Raw genomic sequence first — 18,808 nt, 5'->3', positions numbered from 1 at the left:
TATCAAAAAATTTTTTTTATTTTCGGTGTCCAAGAAAATATATTTTCTTTAACAAGATAAAATAATGTTAATAGTAATATTACAACAAACATTAATATTTCAATAAAACCACACCAACCAATCTCTTGAACATTTATAATCCATGTATATAAATATAATGTCTCAACATCAAAAATAACAAAAAAAACTGCTAATAAATAAAATTTAATAACCCATCGTAAACTTGTACTACCATATGCAGAAATTCCTGATTCAAATGGAATATTCTTATTTCTGGAAATACTACGAGGACCTAAAACCCAACCACCCAATAACATCAAACCACATATTATAAAAGCAGAGATAATAAAAAAAATAAAATTATATATTTCTATAAACAATATTGTAATATCCTTATCATAATTATTTCAATGAATTTAATATAGTATATAATGATTATTGGTAATAAATATACTATATGTTAAATATTAAAAAATATCATATAATAATAGTCAATACAACATATTAATATAACATCATAAACAATCATAAACTTAACTATAAATAATATAAAAATTTTATAAATATTTTAAAAAATACTTGATGAAATATAAATAGACCATATTTATTATTTTATAGGTCAGTATTAATTTATTATTTATAAGGTTAACATATATCACATTTTAATTATAAATTAAAAACTATAAATAAATTTTTATTAAAATAATAACCAATAAGGAAACTATAACTAATGGGAAAAATCATAGGAATAGATTTAGGTACAACAAATTCTTGTATTGCAATTATTGATGGTAAACAAGCTAAAGTTTTGGAAAATGCTGAAGGCGATCGAACAACACCATCCGTCATTGCATATACAAAAAATGGAGAAATATTAGTTGGGCAACCAGCAAAAAGACAAGCTATTACTAATCCAAAAAATACTTTATTTGCAATAAAACGTTTAATCGGTAGAAAATTTACAGATCAAGAAGTACAAAAAGATATTAAAATCATGCCATATCAAATTGTAAATTCTGCAAATGGCGATGCTTGGATTAATATAGATAACAAACACATCGCACCTCCTCAAATTTCCGCTGAAGTACTTAAGAAAATGAAAAAAACAGCAGAAAATTATTTAGGAGAAAGAATTACAGAAGCTGTTATTACTGTACCAGCATATTTTAATGATGCGCAAAGACAAGCAACAAAAGATGCAGGTAAAATTGCAGGATTAGAAGTAAAACGTATTATTAATGAACCGACTGCTGCAGCTTTAGCATATGGTTTAGATAAAAGCACAGGTAATAAAACAGTTGCTGTATATGATTTAGGAGGGGGAACATTTGATATTTCAATTATTGAAATTGATAACGTTGATCAAGAAAAAACATTTGAAGTATTAGCAACAAACGGAGACACCCATTTAGGTGGTGAAGATTTTGATAATAGATTAATTAATTATTTAGTAGAAGAATTTAAAAAAGATCAAAATATAGATTTAAGAAATGATCCACTTGCTATGCAAAGATTAAAAGAAGCTGCAGAGAAAACTAAAATTGAATTATCATCTGCACAGCAAAGCGATGTTAATTTACCTTATATTACTGCTGATGCAAATGGTCCCAAACATCTCAACATTCAAATTACTCGATCAAAATTAGAGTCATTAGTAGAAGACTTAATTATCAAATCAATTCAACCTCTTCAAACTGCTTTAAAAGATGCAAAACTATCTATATCAGATATTCATGATGTAATTTTAGTAGGCGGACAAACAAGAATGCCTTTAGTACAAGAAAAAGTAGGTAATTTCTTCGGTAAAAAACCAAGACAAGATGTTAATCCAGATGAAGCAGTAGCTATTGGAGCTGCAGTACAAGGCGGTGTCTTATCTGGTGATGTTAAAGATGTATTATTATTAGACGTTACCCCATTGTCTTTAGGTATTGAAACTATGGGTAGTATCATGACACCATTAATTACAAAAAATACTACTATTCCAACTAAACACAGTCAAGTTTTTTCAACAGCAGAAGATAATCAATCTGCAGTAACTATACATGTACTACAAGGAGAAAGAAAAAAATCAACTGATAATAAATCTTTAGGACAGTTCAACTTGGATGGTATACAACCTGCTCCTCGAGGTATACCACAAATTGAAGTAACATTTGATATTGATGCAGATGGTATATTACATGTTTCTGCTAAAGATAAAAAAACAGGAAAAGAGCAAAAAATCACTATTCAAGCATCTTCTGGATTAAATGAAGAAGAAATTAAGAAAATGATTTCAGACGCGGAAGTTAATGCTGAATCTGACCGACAATTTGAAGAATTAATTAAAATTAAGAATCAAGGCGATCAAATTATACACAGTACTAAAAAACAATTAGAAGAAGTAAAAAACCAATTAAGTACTACTGAGCATAAAGATATACAAAACCAAATTGATGAATTAGAAAAAATCATAAAAACAGACAATAAAACTAATATAGAAAATGCAATACAAGAATTAATCAAAAAATCTTCTAAATTAATAGAATTAGCACAAAAACAAGCACAGACTCAACCAAAAACTACCAATCAAGAAACACATAAAAAAGATGATAATGTTGTTGATGCAGAATATGAAGAAGTAAAAGAACCAAAAAAATAAATATTAAATATAAAATATATTATTTCATACGGACGTATAAAAATATATTTACGTCCGTTATTAGATTTAGTGCTATTCAGGAATATGCGTATGACAAAACAAGATTATTATACAATTTTAGGAATTTCAAAATCAGCAAATGACCAAGAAATTAAAAAATCATATAAAAAATTAGCTATGAAATACCACCCAGACCGTAATCAGGGAAATAAAAACGCAGAAAAAAAATTTAAAGAAATTAAAGAGGCATATGAAATCTTAATCGATCCTCAAAAACGAGCTACATATGATCAACACGGACACTCTGCCTTTAATAAAGGTGGAAATTACTCAAATTATTCTTCTTTTGATCCAAATTTTTCAAATAATACTGATTTTAGTGATATTTTTGGTGATGTATTTGGCGATATTTTTAATAATAAATCTAGCCAATCCCAAAGAGGATCAGATTTACAATATAATATGGAATTAAATTTAGAAGAAGCAGTGAAAGGAATTAATAAAGAAATATTAATTGCTACGCTCCAAAAATGTAACTCTTGCCATGGAAGTGGATCACGTTTTGGAGAAAAAATCAATACATGCCAAACCTGTAACGGTAGTGGCCAAATACACATGCGACAAGGATTTTTTTCCGTACAACAAACTTGCTCAACTTGTCAAGGACAGGGTAAAATCATTTCTAATCCATGTTTACATTGTCAGGGTACAGGTCGTATAAAACAACAAAAAAAAATATTAGTTAAAATTCCTCCAGGGGTTGATAATAACGATAAAATTAAATTAAATAACGAAGGCGAAGCAGGTAAAAATAACGGTACTTCAGGTGATTTATATATTAAAATTTTTGTAAAAAAACACCCTATTTTTCAACGAAAAGGTAATGATTTATATTGTGAAATTCCAATTAATTTTTGTATGGCAGCATTAGGCGGAAATATAGATGTTCCAACCTTAAACGGAACAATAAAAATTAAAATTCCTCCTGAAACACAATCAGGTAAATTATTCCGAATTAGAAATAAAGGTGTTAATTCTCTTAGAACATACCAAACAGGAGATTTATTATGTCGTGTAATGATCGAAACACCTGTAAACTTAAACGAACAACAAAAACAACTATTGCAACAACTTAATACTAGCCTCAATAAACATAATATAGCAAGTAATAATCCAAAATCAAAAAAATTCTTTGAAGGAGTAAAAAAATTTTTTGATGATTTAACAAGATGAATAATTGTTAGTATTGCTTCATGTTTCATAAAAATCATAATATATGAAGCAGTACTACTAAAAAAAACTATATAATATTATTAAACCAAAATCATTCAACTAAACTTTTAATTTTTAAATGAAATCTAGACTTATATCGAGCGGCTTTATTTTTATGAATCAAACCTTTTTGAGCAAATTTATCTAAATTAGACTGCAATTTTGACCATATTGTATGTGCAACAATTTTATTTTTTTGTATAATAGAATCTAAAAATTTCTTAATTAATCTACGTAATATAGTCTTTCGTATAGAATTAATTTTATTAAATTTTTTGGATTGAATAGCATGTTTTTGAGAAGATTTAATATTAGACAATGGATACTCCTAATTTCTATATAATAATTTTAATTATATTATAATATCATGATTAATACAATCAACATAATTAACAATAAAAAAATCATCTAAATATAAATACCATAACACAATATTATTTATTTACCTAAAATCATTTCAAAAAAATAATTAAAAATATCTTTACAAAAATATGAGAAATAAATGAAATTATATAAAAATACTTTAAATTTACCAAAAACAACCTTTCCAATGAAAGGTAATTTAACACAAAAAGAACCTGAAATATTAAAAACATGGCAAAAAGACAACATATATCAAATTATCAGAAAATATAATAAAGATAAAAAAAAATTTTTATTACATGATGGACCACCTTATGCAAACGGTAACATTCATATCGGTCATGCTATTAATAAAATTTTAAAAGATATTATTATTAAATCAAAAACACTATCAGGATTTGATGCACCATATATCCCATTTTGGGATTGTCATGGTTTACCTATCGAACATAAAATTGAAAATAAAATTGGTATTTTAAAAAATACTATAAAAACAACAGAATTTCGTAATATGTGTTATAAATATGCTACAAAACAAGTAAAAAAACAAAAAATAGATTTTGTTAGATTAGGTGTTTTTAGCGATTGGGATAATCCCCAATTAACGACAAATAAAATATTAGAATCTAATGTACTCAATATATTAAGAAAAATTATTAAAAAAAAATATATATATCGCGGATTAAAACCTGTCCACTGGTGTATACAATGCCAATCAGCACTAGCAGATGCAGAAGTTGAATATTATAATCAAATAGCAACAGCAATAATTGTTAAATTTAAAATATTATATCATAGTAATTTAAAACAAATATTTATATCATGTCATGAAATTAACAAAATCAATATTATAATTTGGACAACTACGCCATGGAGTTTACCAGCAAATCGAGCAATTGCGGTACATCCAGACTTTAAATACCAATTAATTCATTTTGAACACCAATATATTATTATAGCTAAAGCATTAGTTCCTAATATCATGCAAAATATGAATATAAAAAAATGGCATGTTATCCAAACAATACTTGGGAAAGAATTAGAAAATATACATTTTCAACATCCATTTTTAAATTTTACAATCCCAATTATCTTATCTAGACATGTTACAATAGACATAGGAACAGGGGCAGTACATATCGCTCCAGATCATGGAGAAGATGATTATTTAATTAGCCAAAAATATAATATTGAATTAGCTAATGTCATCAATGAAAAAGGATTATATATAGAAAATATACATCCAGAATTAGATAAAAAACATATTTTTACAAGTAATAATATTATCATTGATGTTATTAAAATGCATAATAAATTATTTCATAATCATACTATAAAACATACATATCCTCATTGTTGGAGACATAAAACACCAATACTATATCGAGTCACAAAGCAATGGTTTATCAAAATTCAAAATACAGAACTACAAAAAAACGCAATAGAAATTATTAAAAAAGTACAGTGGATACCAAAATGGGGTTACAAAAAAATGTATTCTATGTTAAAAAAACGACCAGATTGGTGTATCTCAAGACAACGTGCTTGGGGAGTACCAATTCCACTTTTTACACATAAAAAAACAGGAGAATTACATCCTGAAACTATACAAATTATGAAAAAAATACAAACAATGATACAATTACAAGGATCAGAAATATGGTGGAAATTAGATAAAAAAAAACTTTTAGGTATAAATTATAACGAATATAAAAAATCTACAGATGTCTTAGATGTTTGGTTTGAATCTGGTTGTATATATAATTTAAATATTTATAAAACATTAGCTAATAATGATTATATTAATATGTATGTAGAAGGATCAGATCAATACCGAGGGTGGTTTATGTCCTCTTTAATAATTTCAACAATTTTACACCAATCAGCACCTTATCAAAAGGTATTAACACACGGTTTCGCAATAGATCAATCTGGGCAAAAAATGTCTAAATCTACTGGAAATATCATTACTCCAAATGAAATTATTAAAGTATTTGGAGCTGATATATTAAGATTATGGATAGCATCAATAAATTATGTCCATGATATTTCAATCTCAAAAGATGTCTTAAACCAAATATCAGAAAATTATCGAAGAATTAGAAATACAAGCAGATTCCTATTAGGAAATTTGTATGATTTTCACTATCAAAAAAATAAAGTGAATTTTAAGAACATGATCCTTTTAGATCAATGGATCATTGAACAAACACAACATTTACAACATAAAATCATCATACTATATCAAAAGTACAAGTTTCATAAGATAGTAAAAGAAATTATCACATTTTGTTCAATAAAATTAGGGTCATTTTACCTCGATATTATTAAAGATAGACAATATACAACACACAAGAATAGCCTATCAAGAAGAAGTTGTCAAACAGCAATATATTATATTATACAATCTTTAGTACGTTGGATTACTCCAATTATACCATTTACAGCACATGAAATTTGGGAAAATATCCCAAATATTAATCATACAAATACTATTTTTATTAAAAATTGGTTTGAAATTGATAATAACAATCAAAGCAATACATTAATCACTCAAGAATCGTGGAATCTTTTATACAAAATTAAAACCGAAATAAATAAAATATTAGAAAACAAAAAAAATCTAAAAGAAATAAATACATCACTAGAAACAACAGTTACTATATATACAAATGATAGTATATATAATATACTAAAAATATTAAGAAAAGAATTAAAATTCATGTTTTTAGTTTCAAAAACAACAATTTTAGAATATCAAGCTGCTCCACATAACGCTTATAAAAGCGATCTAATTCCAAAAATGAAACTATTAATTCATAAATATTTAGGTACAAAATGCCCACGTTGTTGGAATTTTTTTAATAAAATTAATATAGATAATCACGATAAAAATATTTGTAATAGATGTAATAAAAACATTTATCAAAAAGGAGAAATTCGTAAATTTTTATAATAAATATTATACTAATTTTTATGATATTACTAACAGATCTTTATAGCAAATATTACATTATACATAATATAAAACCTAATGAAAGTAAACCAATATTTTCTGTAATACATATACTATATGTTCAAAATTATGGAATAGCATTTAATATATTTGATGTATATTATGAAAAGCTATACTATATATTTATGGTACTATTTTTAATATTCATTTATATTTATTTCAAAAAACTAACTTATACTAATAACATTGCATACATATTTATATTTAGCGGCGGAATTAGTAATATAATTAATCGTTTATATTACGGTTTTATAATTGATTTTATAGATATTAAAATTAATAATTACAGTATTATAATTTTTAATTTCGCTGATTTAATAATTATCATAGGTATAGTCACAATATTATGTAATTTTCAAATATTTGAGCAATTTAAAAAATAATTATCATAATATAAATTTGATATATTAAAATAACAAAATTTTTGAAATTAAGAAATACAATTTTAAATACAAATTTTCTTTAATCATATACACTATTTCATTTATTGAACAAGTATATACAATATGAATAAACACAATATCCGAATTGCGATCACTGGTGCATATGGACGTATGGGATCCAACTTAATCCAAACAATACAACAATATCAAGATATCACTTTAACATGCGCGATTGTAAAAAAAAAAATAGTAAATATATTTACAAACGAACAAAAAAAAATACTTATTCATACAAATATAGAACAAGCTATACAAGATTTTGACGTATTGATAGATTTTAGTACTCCAAAAAATACATTACAAAATTTACATTTTTGTTATAAAAATAAAAAAAATATTGTTATTGGAACAACAGGATTTACTGAAGAAGAACATACTATAATTAAAAAATTTTCAAAAAAAATAGGAATTGTACTTTCATCCAATTTTAGTATTGGTATCAATCTAATTTTTCAATTATTAAAAAAAACAGCACGCACTTTGAATGATACTTATGATATTGAAATTATTGAAGCACACCACAGGAATAAATTAGACTCTCCTTCAGGAACTGCCCTTAGTATGGGAGATATTATTGCTAAAACTAAAAATTGGAATCTAAAAACATATGCAACATATCGAAAAAAACAAATCTCCAATATAAGAGAAAGAAAAAAAATTGGTTTTTCAATTATTCGAGGTGGTGACGTTATTGGTGAACACAAAGTAATGTTTTTAGGCCCAGGAGAAAAAATTACTTTATCTCACCAAGCAAGTAACAGAAATACCTTCTCAGAAGGAGCAATACAAGCAGCAATTTGGGTTACAAATAAAACTGCAGGATTATTTAATATGATGCATGTTTTAAATATATGATACCAAATTTTAATATATATAATATTTAAATATTATCATTTATGATTTAAAAATATCGAATTTATATATTATAAAAGACTATAAATCGTTAAAAATAAAATTTTATTATATTGGAGCAAAAATTGAGAGAATCTGCATTTTTAGCTTTAGAAGATGGAACATTATTTAAGGGTGTATCAATTGGTATAAAAGGAATGACCGTAGGTGAAATCGTATTTAATACTTCTATGACAGGTTATCAAGAAATATTAACAGATCCGTCCTATAACAATCAAATCATTACATTCACATATCCACATATAGGTAATACCGGAATCAATAATATTGATAATGAATCAAATCGAATCCAAGTTAAAGGAATTATTATACATAATCTATCTTTAATTAGTAGTAATTATCAAAGCAAAATGACTTTATCAAAATATTTAAGAATAAATAATATTATTGGTATTATGAATATTGATACAAGAAAGCTAACTAAAATTATCAGAAATACAGGTACTCAATATGGTTGTATATTAAGCGATGCATATACAAATATTAATATTGCTCATAAATACATTAAAAATGCCATCAAAAATCCTATATTAGATATAGTACAAAAAATTAGTACAAAAAATATTTATAAGTGGACTGTCGGAACAAATAAAATTCATAATATTTTCACAAATCAAATAAAACACTCACCATTTCACGTTATTGTATATGATTTTGGTGTTAAAAAAAATATATTAAATTGTCTTGTTGATCATGGGTGTCATGTTACTGTAATACCAGCAGAAACACCCGCTGAACAAGTAATATCATTAAATCCTGATGGAATTCTTTTATCAAATGGGCCTGGAGATCCTAGATTATGTACTAATATTATTAGTAATATTAAAATATTATTATCAACTATGATTCCAATATTTGGAATTTGTTTAGGACATCAATTACTTGCAATAGCAAATAAAGCAAATATTATAAAAATGAGATTTGGACATCATGGTAGCAATCATCCCGTACAAAACATAACAACAAAAAAAGTTATGATTACAACACAAAATCACAATTTTACAATTGATAAAAATAATTTACCAAAAAATATTAAAATTACACACCAATCTTTATTTGATGATACAATACAAGGAATTACAATTGTCCAAAAATATGCGTTCGGTTTTCAAGGACATCCAGAAGCAAATCCAGGACCCCACGACGCAGAAGAACTATTTAATCGATTTATAAAAAATATAAAACATTATAAAAAAAAACAATATAGGAACTAACATGCCAAAACGTACTGATATTAAATCAATTTTAATTATTGGGGCAGGTCCCATTATCATTGGACAAGCTTGTGAATTTGATTATTCAGGAACCCAAGCATGTAAAGCATTAAAATCAGAGGGTTATAAAATTATATTAATCAATTCAAATCCAGCCACTATTATGACCGATCCAGATATAGCTGATGCTACATATATCGAACCTATACATTGGAAAGTTATCAAAAAAATTATCCAAAAAGAAAAACCAGATGCAATATTACCAACAATGGGCGGACAAGTAGCATTAAATTGTACACTACAATTATATGAAAAAAATATATTATCAGACTATAATATCAAGCTTATCGGTGCAAGTATTAACTCTATTAAAAAATCAGAAGATAGAAACTTATTTAAAAAATCCATTGAAAAAATAGGATTAAAAACAGCTAAATGCGAAATTGTTAATAATCTTGACGATGCATTACAAGTATCAAAAATAATTGGATTTCCTTGTATTATTCGTCCATCTTTTACAATGGGTGGTACTGGGGGGGGTATTGCATACAACGCTGAAGAATTTCAAAAAATGTGTAAATATGGTTTTCAATTATCGCCAACAAAAGAAATATTAATTGATGAATCATTATTAGGTTGGAAAGAATATGAAATGGAAGTAGTACGTGATCGAAATAATAATTGTATTATCGTATGTAGCATTGAAAACCTTGATCCTATGGGAATACATACCGGTGATTCAATTACAGTGGCCCCGGCGCAAACTTTAACTGATAAAGAATACCAAAATATGCGTAATGCATCAATAAAAATTTTAGAAGAAATTGGTGTAGAAACAGGAGGTTCAAACGTACAATTTGCTATTAACCCAAAAAATGGACGCATGTTAATTATTGAAATGAATCCAAGAGTCTCACGATCGTCAGCACTTGCTTCTAAAGCAACTGGTTTTCCAATTGCTAAAATTGCAGCAAAACTTGCAGTTGGGTATACTTTAGATGAATTAAAAAATGATATTATGCATTCTAAAATCCCAGCGTCGTTTGAACCAACAATAGACTATGTAGTTACAAAAATACCGAGATTTAATTTTGAAAAATTTACGGGTTGTAATGACCGTTTAACAACACAAATGAAGTCTGTTGGTGAAATCATGGCAATAGGTACTACATTTCAAGCATCCTTACAAAAAGCTATGCAAGGCTTAGAAATTGATGCTAATGGTTTTAATTCAAAAATAAAAATTAAAAATATTCAAAATATAGAAAAAATCAAATATGAACTAAAAAATCCCGGATCAGAAAGATTATGGTATATTGGTGATGCATTTAGAATGGATATGTCTGTAAAAGATATACAAGAATTAACATCTATTGATCCCTGGTTTTTAATACAAATCCAGGATATTATCCAAACTGAAAAAACTATTAAAACCAAAAAAATTTATGATATAAATTATGATTTTTTAAAAAAAATAAAGAAAAAAGGTTTTTCAGATTCAAGAATTGCAGTACTAATGAAAACATCAGAAGAAGATATTCGAGCAATACGTTATAATTTAAATTTACACCCTGTATATAAGAGAATTGATACTTGCGCTGCAGAATTTCATACAGAAACAGCATATATGTATTCCACATGGGGTTCAGAATGTGAATCGAAGCCAAATAAATCTACTAAAAAAATCATTATTTTAGGCGGGGGGCCAAATCGTATTGGACAAGGTATAGAATTTGATTATTGTTGTGTACATGCTTCACAAGCCTTACGTGAAGAAGGCTACGAAACTATTATGATAAATTGTAATCCAGAAACAGTATCGACAGACTATGACATATCTGATAGATTATATTTTGAATCTGTTACATTAGAAAATATATTAGAAATCGTACGTATAGAAAATCCGTTGGGCGTTATTATACAATATGGCGGGCAAACGCCTTTAAAATTAGCAAAACAACTGCAAAAATTTCATGTTCCGATTATTGGAACAAATCCAAACAATATTGATCAAGCAGAAGATAGACATCAATTTCAAAAAATTGTATCTCAATTAAAATTAGAGCAACCAAAAAATGCTACCATTTATAATGTACAACAAGGTATAGAAACAAGCAATATTATTCAGTATCCAATTATGGTTCGACCATCTTACGTATTAGGTGGCAGATCTATGAAAATTGTCTACCATGAACAAGACTTAAAAAAATATTTTGAAACTATCTTAATGCCGTCTTTACAAAATCCAATATTATTGGATCATTATTTAGAAAACGCTACAGAAATCGATATTGATATTATTTGTGATACAAATCATGTATTAATTGGAGGTATTATGGAGCACATTGAGCAAGCAGGTATTCATTCTGGAGATTCATCATGCTCACTACCAACATATACATTACAAAAATGTACTTTAGATAAAATAAAAAATCAAGTTACGAAACTAGCATTTGCCTTATCAGTAAAAGGATTAATGAATGTACAAATGGCCATTAAAAATAATATAATATATATTTTAGAAGTAAACCCCCGAGCATCACGCACCATACCATTTGTATCTAAAGCCACAGGTATACCATTAGCAAAAATTGCAGCTAAAGTTATGATTGGAAAAACTTTAAAACAACAAAAATATCATAATACCCAAATCAAATTATCTCATTTTTCTGTGAAAGAAGCTGTTTTACCATTTAATAAATTCTCAGGAGTTGATCCAATACTAGGACCAGAAATGCGTTCTACCGGTGAAGTTATGGGTATTGGAAAAACATTTCATTATGCTTTTTCAAAAGCGAAATTAGCATCACATACAAATATAAAAACAATAAATCGAGTTTTACTATCAATAAAAAAATCAGATAAAAAATACGTCCTGAATTTAGCTATTATGTTAATTCAATCAGGATTTAAGATTGATACAACAGTAGAAATAAACAATTTTTTACAAAAATCTGGCATACAAACTAGAATTGTGAATAAAATTAATGAAGGCCGTCCAAATATTCAAGACCACTTAAAAAATAATGAATATTCATATATTATCGATACAACAGATGACAGTATAAAAAATACACAATTGACACATATGAGATCATTAGCTTTAATATACAATATTAACTATGATACCACAATTAACGCAGCGTTTGCTACAATACTATCATTAAAACATAATCCGTATAAAGAAATTATTAAATTACAAGACTTAAATCAAAATATATAATTATTATTAATACATACGAAATACTTTTTTATAATAAATATAATATATAAAAAATTACAATAATAAATTTTTATATACATAACAAATAGTACACAATGATAATTTATATAATTTATATTACATTACAGAAAAAACAAGCTTGATTCTACAAAAATAAACCTCACATATATTATTATAGTTACATATATAAAAAATATATTATCAACTCAAGTCGCAGATCTTAAATCTTATATCTTTCTAAGATCCTTACTTCATACATACTAAGTGCCATAATGAATATAACTAATTTAAAATCAGTATATTATGGAATTCACATGATTAATTAACGATATGTAAATTACGTAATAAAATATTTTGATTTAAATAAAAAATTTGCAATTTTGCAATATTCTTGTACTGATATATTTTCCGCACGTACATTAGGATTAATATTTAATTTCATAAGATTATTTGTATCAATAATATTTAGTAAACTATTTTTCAGAATTTTTCTTCTTTTTTGAAAAGCTAAACACGTGATTTTTTCTAAAATATGAATTTTACGCCATGGATATAACGCAGGAAATTTCGGTTTAATTTTAATAAAACTGGAATGTACTTTAGGTTGGGGATAAAAAGCATGAGGTGTAATATTAAATGCAATTTCAATAGTATAATAAGATTGAGCAATTACACTTAATCTGCCATATTTTTTATTACCAGGGCAAGCAATCAAACGATCTGCTACTTCTTTTTGCACCATAAAATTCATATCAAATATATATTGACGAAATTGTATTAAATATAAAATTAACTGTATTGAAATATTATACGGAATATTACCAAAAATACGTAACATATTTTTTTTTTGAATAGACAATTTTTTAAAATCAACATGCATAACATTTTTATTGACCAATGTTAATTTATTATAAAAACTATACTTTCTTAAAGATAATAATAAATCATAATCTACTTCAATAACCACTAAATGATCAATGAAATTACATACTGGTTTTGTTAATGCTCCCAACCCTGAACCAATTTCAACTAATATATCTTGTTTTTTAGGGTAAATAAAAGTAATAATTTTATCTACTATATTTTTATCTTTTAGAAAATGCTGTCCTAAATATTTTTTAGGAATATATTTATTAAATAAATTTTTATACATGTATTAATTTAAATACCAATTTGAAAATATTACATAATATGTTATTATATAAAATATGTTAAAATAAGAATAATATAAAAATACTTTTTGTTTTTAAAAAAATATAATAAACAGATAAAACAAAATTTAATTCATAAACAGAAAATGAGACACTATGAAAGCTTGGTTATCATCTTTGTTGACACAGTTTTCATCACATCCTTTACTTTTAGTTATTATAGTCACATTTCTAGAATCTGTAGCATTATTAGGTTTAGTATTACCGGGTATTGTATTAATGACAACAATTGGTACACTAATTGGTAGTGGTAAATTATCACTTTACACTGCATGGATTGCTAGTATTATTACATGTTCTATTGGTGATTATTTATCTTATTATATTGGATGGAAATTTAAGAAGTGGATATATACAATTAGTATTTTTCAAAAAAATATTACTTTATTTAATAAAATAAAAAAAATACTCAACACATATAGTATGACTACTATACTATTTGGAAAATTAATTGGTCCAACTAGACCATTAATTCCTATGATGTCGGGTATGGTAGAAATTCCGATTAAAAAATTCATGTTACCAAGTCTAATAAGTTGTATTATATGGCCAATATTATATTTCATGCCTGGAATATTTACAGGTATTATTATTAAACATCCAAACTATACAAAAAAATTTTTATCGACACGGTTATTATTTCCAAGCATCCTAATTACAATATTTATAATATTCATAATATGGATACTTTATAAAAATAAAAAAATATACCAAATATTACAAAAAATAATTAAAAAAATAATTAAATAATCAATATAATACATTATTATTAATAATATATTGCATAAAAATTTATGAAACATACATGTAATATATTAATATAATAATTATATCGGTACGAAAATTAAAATATAAATCATCATAAAAATACCAACTATAAAAAAATAAATAATTACGTACCGACAATAAATATATTTAATAAAAATCTATTGATATAAAAAATCAATATGTAATATTTTTTTTTTAAAACAATGTCTTTGTACAGCATGTACAGAGACTACATATGATTTATGTGCAATTTTAATCGTTAAAAGACAATTATTAAAATTATTATTTTGCTGTAAATGAAAAACTGTATTATGATCTAATGATATATGTAATATCGGTTTTTTGGGACCATAAATGATGCTTGGAATTTGATTATTATTTTTTCTTAATCTCCTACTAGCGCTTTTTCCGGTGTGAATACGTTCTTCGCCATATATTATAATCATATTTTACCTGTATCATATATTGAAAAAATGAATAAGATGAAAAATTTTTAAAAAATTGATATGGTATATTAAAAATAATTTACATAATTAATATACATGATATACAAAAAAAAAATCACTATATTTTGTAAATATATGTAATATTATACATTATACAATTATATAACATTGATTTTATATATATAACATAATACTATATATTAAATAATAAAAATTACTTTATATGAAAATCAAAAATAATATCAGTTGTTACAAATTAATTTTGAAATTACAAAAATTTTGGTCACAACAAGGTTGTATTATTGCACAACAAACAGATATTCCAGTTGGTGCTGGAACATTTCATCAGTATACATTTTTAAAATCTATTGGTCCAGAACCATTAAATATAGCATATTTACAACATTCACGTCGACCAACGGATGGAAGATACGGTAATAACCCAAATAGATTACAACAATATTATCAATTTCAAGTTGTTATGAAACCCGCCCCAGATAATATCCAAACATTATACTTACAATCCTTAGAATCTATTAATATAGATATGCAATTAAATGATATACGTTTTATTGAAGATAATTGGGAAAATCCAACATTAGGTGCATGGGGAATGGGATGGGAAGTATGGCTCAACGGTATGGAAATTACACAATTTACATATTTTCAAAAAATGGGTTCATTAATATGCAAACCAGTAACAACAGAAATTACATATGGTATAGAAAGAATAGCTATGCATGTTCAAAATGTAAATGATGTATATAATATACTATGGGATCAAAATCAACATTGTAAAATTTATTATAGTGAATTATTTCAAAAGAATGAATATGAACAATCAAAATATAATTTTGAAATTTCAAATGGCAATATTTTAATAACTTTATTTAATACACACCTTAAAGAATCAGAACGCTTAATATCCTTAAAAAAACCATTAATAATACCGGCTTACGAACATATCTTATATGCAACTCATAATTTTAATTTACTAGACGCACGAAAACTTATTTCCAATATCGAAAGGCAAAAATATATTTTAAATATCCGTAATATATCAACCAAAATTGCTAAAGCACAATATCAAGATAGAAAAAAACAAGGATTCCCGTTATTAAACGGTAAAATGACATCACATGAACTATAAAACATTTTTATTAGAATTAAACATTGAAGAAATACCATCACAACAAATTAGAAAAATAGCTCATCAATGCTATATTGTTTGTAACAACGAACTAAAAAAATATAATATACTTTTTTCTAAAATTATTATGTTTGAATCTCCCAGAAGAATTGCGTTAATAATTAAAAAATTAAACGCTAAACCTATAATTAATACTATACAATGTCGTGGACCAGCTATAAAATATGCCTTTAACTCTCAAGGTTTACTAACACATGCAGCATTAAAATGGTTAAAAAAATTTAATATTACATTAAAACAAACAAAAAATATACATACTGATAAAGGATCGTGGTTATGTTATCAATATAATACAGAAACAATACCAATACAAAATATTTTAATTAACATAGTTAATATAATAATACAAAATATCCACACTCCAAAATCTATGTCTTGGAATAACGATAATATAAAATTTATTAGACCAATTAGAAATATTATTCTTTTATTAAATAAAACATTAATACCATTTCAGTTACATCACTTATCTTCAAAAAAATATTTATACGGAAATATATTTAATAAATTTAATAAAATTAACATTCAACATGCTAAAGAATACGAAAACCTATTATACCAAAAAGGCAAAGTAATTTCAAAATTTATTATACGAAAAAAAAAAATTAAATACCAAAGCCAAAAACTGGCTAATACAATAAACGGTAAAATTCAAATTTGTAATATATTATTAGATGAAATTACTGGTTTAGTAGAATGGCCAAATATTCTATTAGGTAAATATAAAAGAAATTTCTTACAAATACCACAAGAAATTATGATATACATTATGGAAAAAATACATAAATTTATTCCTATATACTATAAAAATAATATCAGATTAACAAATTACTTTATTATTATTGCAAACAGTAATTCTAAAAATAATTATAATATTATATCAGGAAATACAAATGTGTTACATGCAAGATTATTTGATGTACAATTCTTTTTAGAAAAAGATAATCAAATAAAATTACAAGACCATTTTGTATTATTAAAAAATATTATTTTTTATGAAAATTTAGGTACAATATTTGATAAATCAAAACGATTAATACAATTAATGAAATATATTTCACAATATACTCAAACTAACCTGAATGATAGCATACGTGCAGCATATTTATCGAAATGTGATTTAAATACTAATATGGTATATGAATTTCCAGAATTAAAAGGAATTATTGGTATGTATGCTGCATTCCAACAAGGTGAATCGAAACATATTGCTTTATCTATAAAAGAACAATATTATCCAAAATTTTCTAACGATACATTACCCTCTACAACTTTAAGTTGTACTTTAGCTTTAACAGAAAAAATTGATACTATAGTAGGTTTATTTTTAATTAATCAAATACCAACAAAAGATAAAGATCCTTTCTTTTTAAGAAGATTAACAATCGGGGTTATACGTATCATAATAGAAAAAAATATTGATATTGATTTATATGCAACAATTCAATATGCAGCATCCACATATTGTGATTTAAAAACCCAAGAAAACAAAATAGATATTATTATGTCGTTTATAATAAAACGACTATATGTATGGTATCAAAAAAAATATCATAGTAATATTATCAAAGCCGTAATTTCATGTCATAAAAAAAATTTATTAAATATGAATATTATCTTACAAATAATATCAAAATTTAAAAAAAATATCTTATTACAAAATTTAATTACTACATATAAAAGAATTACAAATTTATTACAATCAATAAATCTAAATTATAATAAACATTATATTATAAATTATCAATTATTTCAAAATGAATTAGAAAAAACAATATTTATCAAAATTAATAATATGACTTGTAAATCATATATGCTAATTAAAAAAAAAAAATATGATCAATACTTTATATTACTTACTAAATGTATTAAACCTATAAATGATTTTTTAAATCAAAATTCCATTAAACATGCTGCAGAAAATATTAAACAAAATCGTATAATATTATTATTCAACATTCAAAAACTATTTTTAATGTTCGCTGACTTTAAAGAGTTATAAATATAATATTATTTATATAAAAATATAATAATCATTATCAAGTCAACCTATATAAGTATCATAATAACTGTTTATATCATATTT

14 protein-coding genes are annotated in these 18,808 nt (G+C 24.9%); 10 read left to right on the top strand and 4 right to left on the bottom strand.

What is annotated here, in order from left to right; translation table 11 throughout:
- Window positions 1-2 precede the first annotated feature (2 nt).
- Complete coding sequence (gene ndhC, locus RJT54_RS00535) at window positions 3-317, bottom strand: NADH-quinone oxidoreductase subunit A (RefSeq protein ID WP_343128285.1); 315 nt, start codon at window positions 315-317, stop codon at window positions 3-5.
- Window positions 318-730: 413 nt separating this feature from the next.
- Between ndhC and dnaK the strand changes: the two genes are divergently transcribed.
- Window positions 731-2,644: a molecular chaperone DnaK gene (gene dnaK / locus RJT54_RS00530; protein ID WP_343128284.1), complete on the top strand. Its 1,914-nt coding sequence runs from the start codon at window positions 731-733 to the stop codon at window positions 2,642-2,644.
- A 90-nt stretch (window positions 2,645-2,734) separates the two neighbouring features.
- Window positions 2,735-3,877 (top strand): molecular chaperone DnaJ, encoded by a 1,143-nt coding sequence (gene dnaJ, locus RJT54_RS00525; protein WP_343128367.1) that lies wholly within the window; start codon window positions 2,735-2,737, stop codon window positions 3,875-3,877.
- A 91-nt stretch (window positions 3,878-3,968) separates the two neighbouring features.
- On the opposite strand, the gene rpsT is transcribed toward dnaJ, so the two are convergent.
- Window positions 3,969-4,235, bottom strand: a complete 267-nt coding sequence (gene rpsT, locus RJT54_RS00520) for a 30S ribosomal protein S20 (protein ID WP_343128283.1) — start codon at window positions 4,233-4,235, stop codon at window positions 3,969-3,971.
- Window positions 4,236-4,418: 183 nt separating this feature from the next.
- Here rpsT and ileS point away from each other — a divergent pair, with 183 nt between their 5' ends.
- From ileS to carB, 5 genes are all read left to right on the top strand, one after another.
- Window positions 4,419-7,235, top strand: a complete 2,817-nt coding sequence (gene ileS, locus RJT54_RS00515; RefSeq protein ID WP_343128282.1) for an isoleucine--tRNA ligase — start codon at window positions 4,419-4,421, stop codon at window positions 7,233-7,235.
- 20 nt (window positions 7,236-7,255) lie between these two features.
- Entirely contained in the window at window positions 7,256-7,678 is a 423-nt protein-coding gene (lspA, locus tag RJT54_RS02135; protein ID WP_428994174.1) for a signal peptidase II, read from the top strand.
- 123 nt (window positions 7,679-7,801) lie between these two features.
- Entirely contained in the window at window positions 7,802-8,593 is a 792-nt protein-coding gene (gene dapB, locus RJT54_RS00510; protein ID WP_343128281.1) for a 4-hydroxy-tetrahydrodipicolinate reductase, read from the top strand.
- Window positions 8,594-8,703: 110 nt separating this feature from the next.
- Window positions 8,704-9,864: a glutamine-hydrolyzing carbamoyl-phosphate synthase small subunit gene (carA, locus tag RJT54_RS00505; protein WP_343128280.1), complete on the top strand. Its 1,161-nt coding sequence runs from the start codon at window positions 8,704-8,706 to the stop codon at window positions 9,862-9,864.
- Window position 9,865: 1 nt separating this feature from the next.
- Complete coding sequence (gene carB / locus RJT54_RS00500; protein ID WP_343128279.1) at window positions 9,866-13,087, top strand: carbamoyl-phosphate synthase large subunit; 3,222 nt, start codon at window positions 9,866-9,868, stop codon at window positions 13,085-13,087.
- Window positions 13,088-13,424: 337 nt separating this feature from the next.
- On the opposite strand, the gene rsmA is transcribed toward carB, so the two are convergent.
- Window positions 13,425-14,240, bottom strand: coding sequence for a 16S rRNA (adenine(1518)-N(6)/adenine(1519)-N(6))-dimethyltransferase RsmA (gene rsmA, locus RJT54_RS00495; RefSeq protein WP_343128278.1), 816 nt, complete (start codon window positions 14,238-14,240; stop codon window positions 13,425-13,427).
- Between the two features lie 154 nt (window positions 14,241-14,394).
- Between rsmA and RJT54_RS00490 the strand changes: the two genes are divergently transcribed.
- Window positions 14,395-15,048, top strand: coding sequence for a DedA family protein (locus RJT54_RS00490; RefSeq protein WP_343128277.1), 654 nt, complete (start codon window positions 14,395-14,397; stop codon window positions 15,046-15,048).
- A 176-nt stretch (window positions 15,049-15,224) separates the two neighbouring features.
- Here RJT54_RS00490 and rplY read toward each other — a convergent pair whose 3' ends face one another.
- Window positions 15,225-15,512: a 50S ribosomal protein L25 gene (gene rplY / locus RJT54_RS00485; protein ID WP_343128276.1), complete on the bottom strand. Its 288-nt coding sequence runs from the start codon at window positions 15,510-15,512 to the stop codon at window positions 15,225-15,227.
- Between the two features lie 223 nt (window positions 15,513-15,735).
- Between rplY and glyQ the strand changes: the two genes are divergently transcribed.
- Window positions 15,736-16,662: a glycine--tRNA ligase subunit alpha gene (gene glyQ, locus RJT54_RS00480; protein WP_343128275.1), complete on the top strand. Its 927-nt coding sequence runs from the start codon at window positions 15,736-15,738 to the stop codon at window positions 16,660-16,662.
- Complete coding sequence (gene glyS, locus RJT54_RS00475; protein ID WP_343128274.1) at window positions 16,652-18,724, top strand: glycine--tRNA ligase subunit beta; 2,073 nt, start codon at window positions 16,652-16,654, stop codon at window positions 18,722-18,724. The genes glyQ and glyS overlap by 11 nt, the downstream gene beginning before the upstream one ends.
- The last annotated feature ends 84 nt before the right edge of the window (window positions 18,725-18,808 follow it).

Origin of the sequence: Buchnera aphidicola (Takecallis taiwana) (genome assembly GCF_039355125.1) — a bacterium.
GTDB classification, from domain to species: Bacteria; Pseudomonadota; Gammaproteobacteria; order Enterobacterales; family Enterobacteriaceae; genus Buchnera_L; species Buchnera_L aphidicola_AG.
Note: the sequence above shows the minus strand (reverse complement) of the source record. Positions and strands in the feature narration are given on the sequence as shown.

Coding starts and splice junctions, on each gene's coding strand:
- ndhC (WP_343128285.1), bottom strand. CDS start 317: ATGTTATTGGGTGGTTGGGTTTTAGGTCCTCGTAGTATTTCCAGAAAT.
- dnaK (WP_343128284.1), top strand. CDS start 731: ATGGGAAAAATCATAGGAATAGATTTAGGTACAACAAATTCTTGTATT.
- dnaJ (WP_343128367.1), top strand. CDS start 2,735: ATGACAAAACAAGATTATTATACAATTTTAGGAATTTCAAAATCAGCA.
- ileS (WP_343128282.1), top strand. CDS start 4,419: ATGAAATTATATAAAAATACTTTAAATTTACCAAAAACAACCTTTCCA.
- lspA (WP_428994174.1), top strand. CDS start 7,256: ATGATATTACTAACAGATCTTTATAGCAAATATTACATTATACATAAT.
- dapB (WP_343128281.1), top strand. CDS start 7,802: ATGAATAAACACAATATCCGAATTGCGATCACTGGTGCATATGGACGT.
- carB (WP_343128279.1), top strand. CDS start 9,866: ATGCCAAAACGTACTGATATTAAATCAATTTTAATTATTGGGGCAGGT.
- rsmA (WP_343128278.1), bottom strand. CDS start 14,240: ATGTATAAAAATTTATTTAATAAATATATTCCTAAAAAATATTTAGGA.
- RJT54_RS00490 (WP_343128277.1), top strand. CDS start 14,395: ATGAAAGCTTGGTTATCATCTTTGTTGACACAGTTTTCATCACATCCT.
- rplY (WP_343128276.1), bottom strand. CDS start 15,512: ATGATTATAATATATGGCGAAGAACGTATTCACACCGGAAAAAGCGCT.
- glyQ (WP_343128275.1), top strand. CDS start 15,736: ATGAAAATCAAAAATAATATCAGTTGTTACAAATTAATTTTGAAATTA.
- glyS (WP_343128274.1), top strand. CDS start 16,652: ATGAACTATAAAACATTTTTATTAGAATTAAACATTGAAGAAATACCA.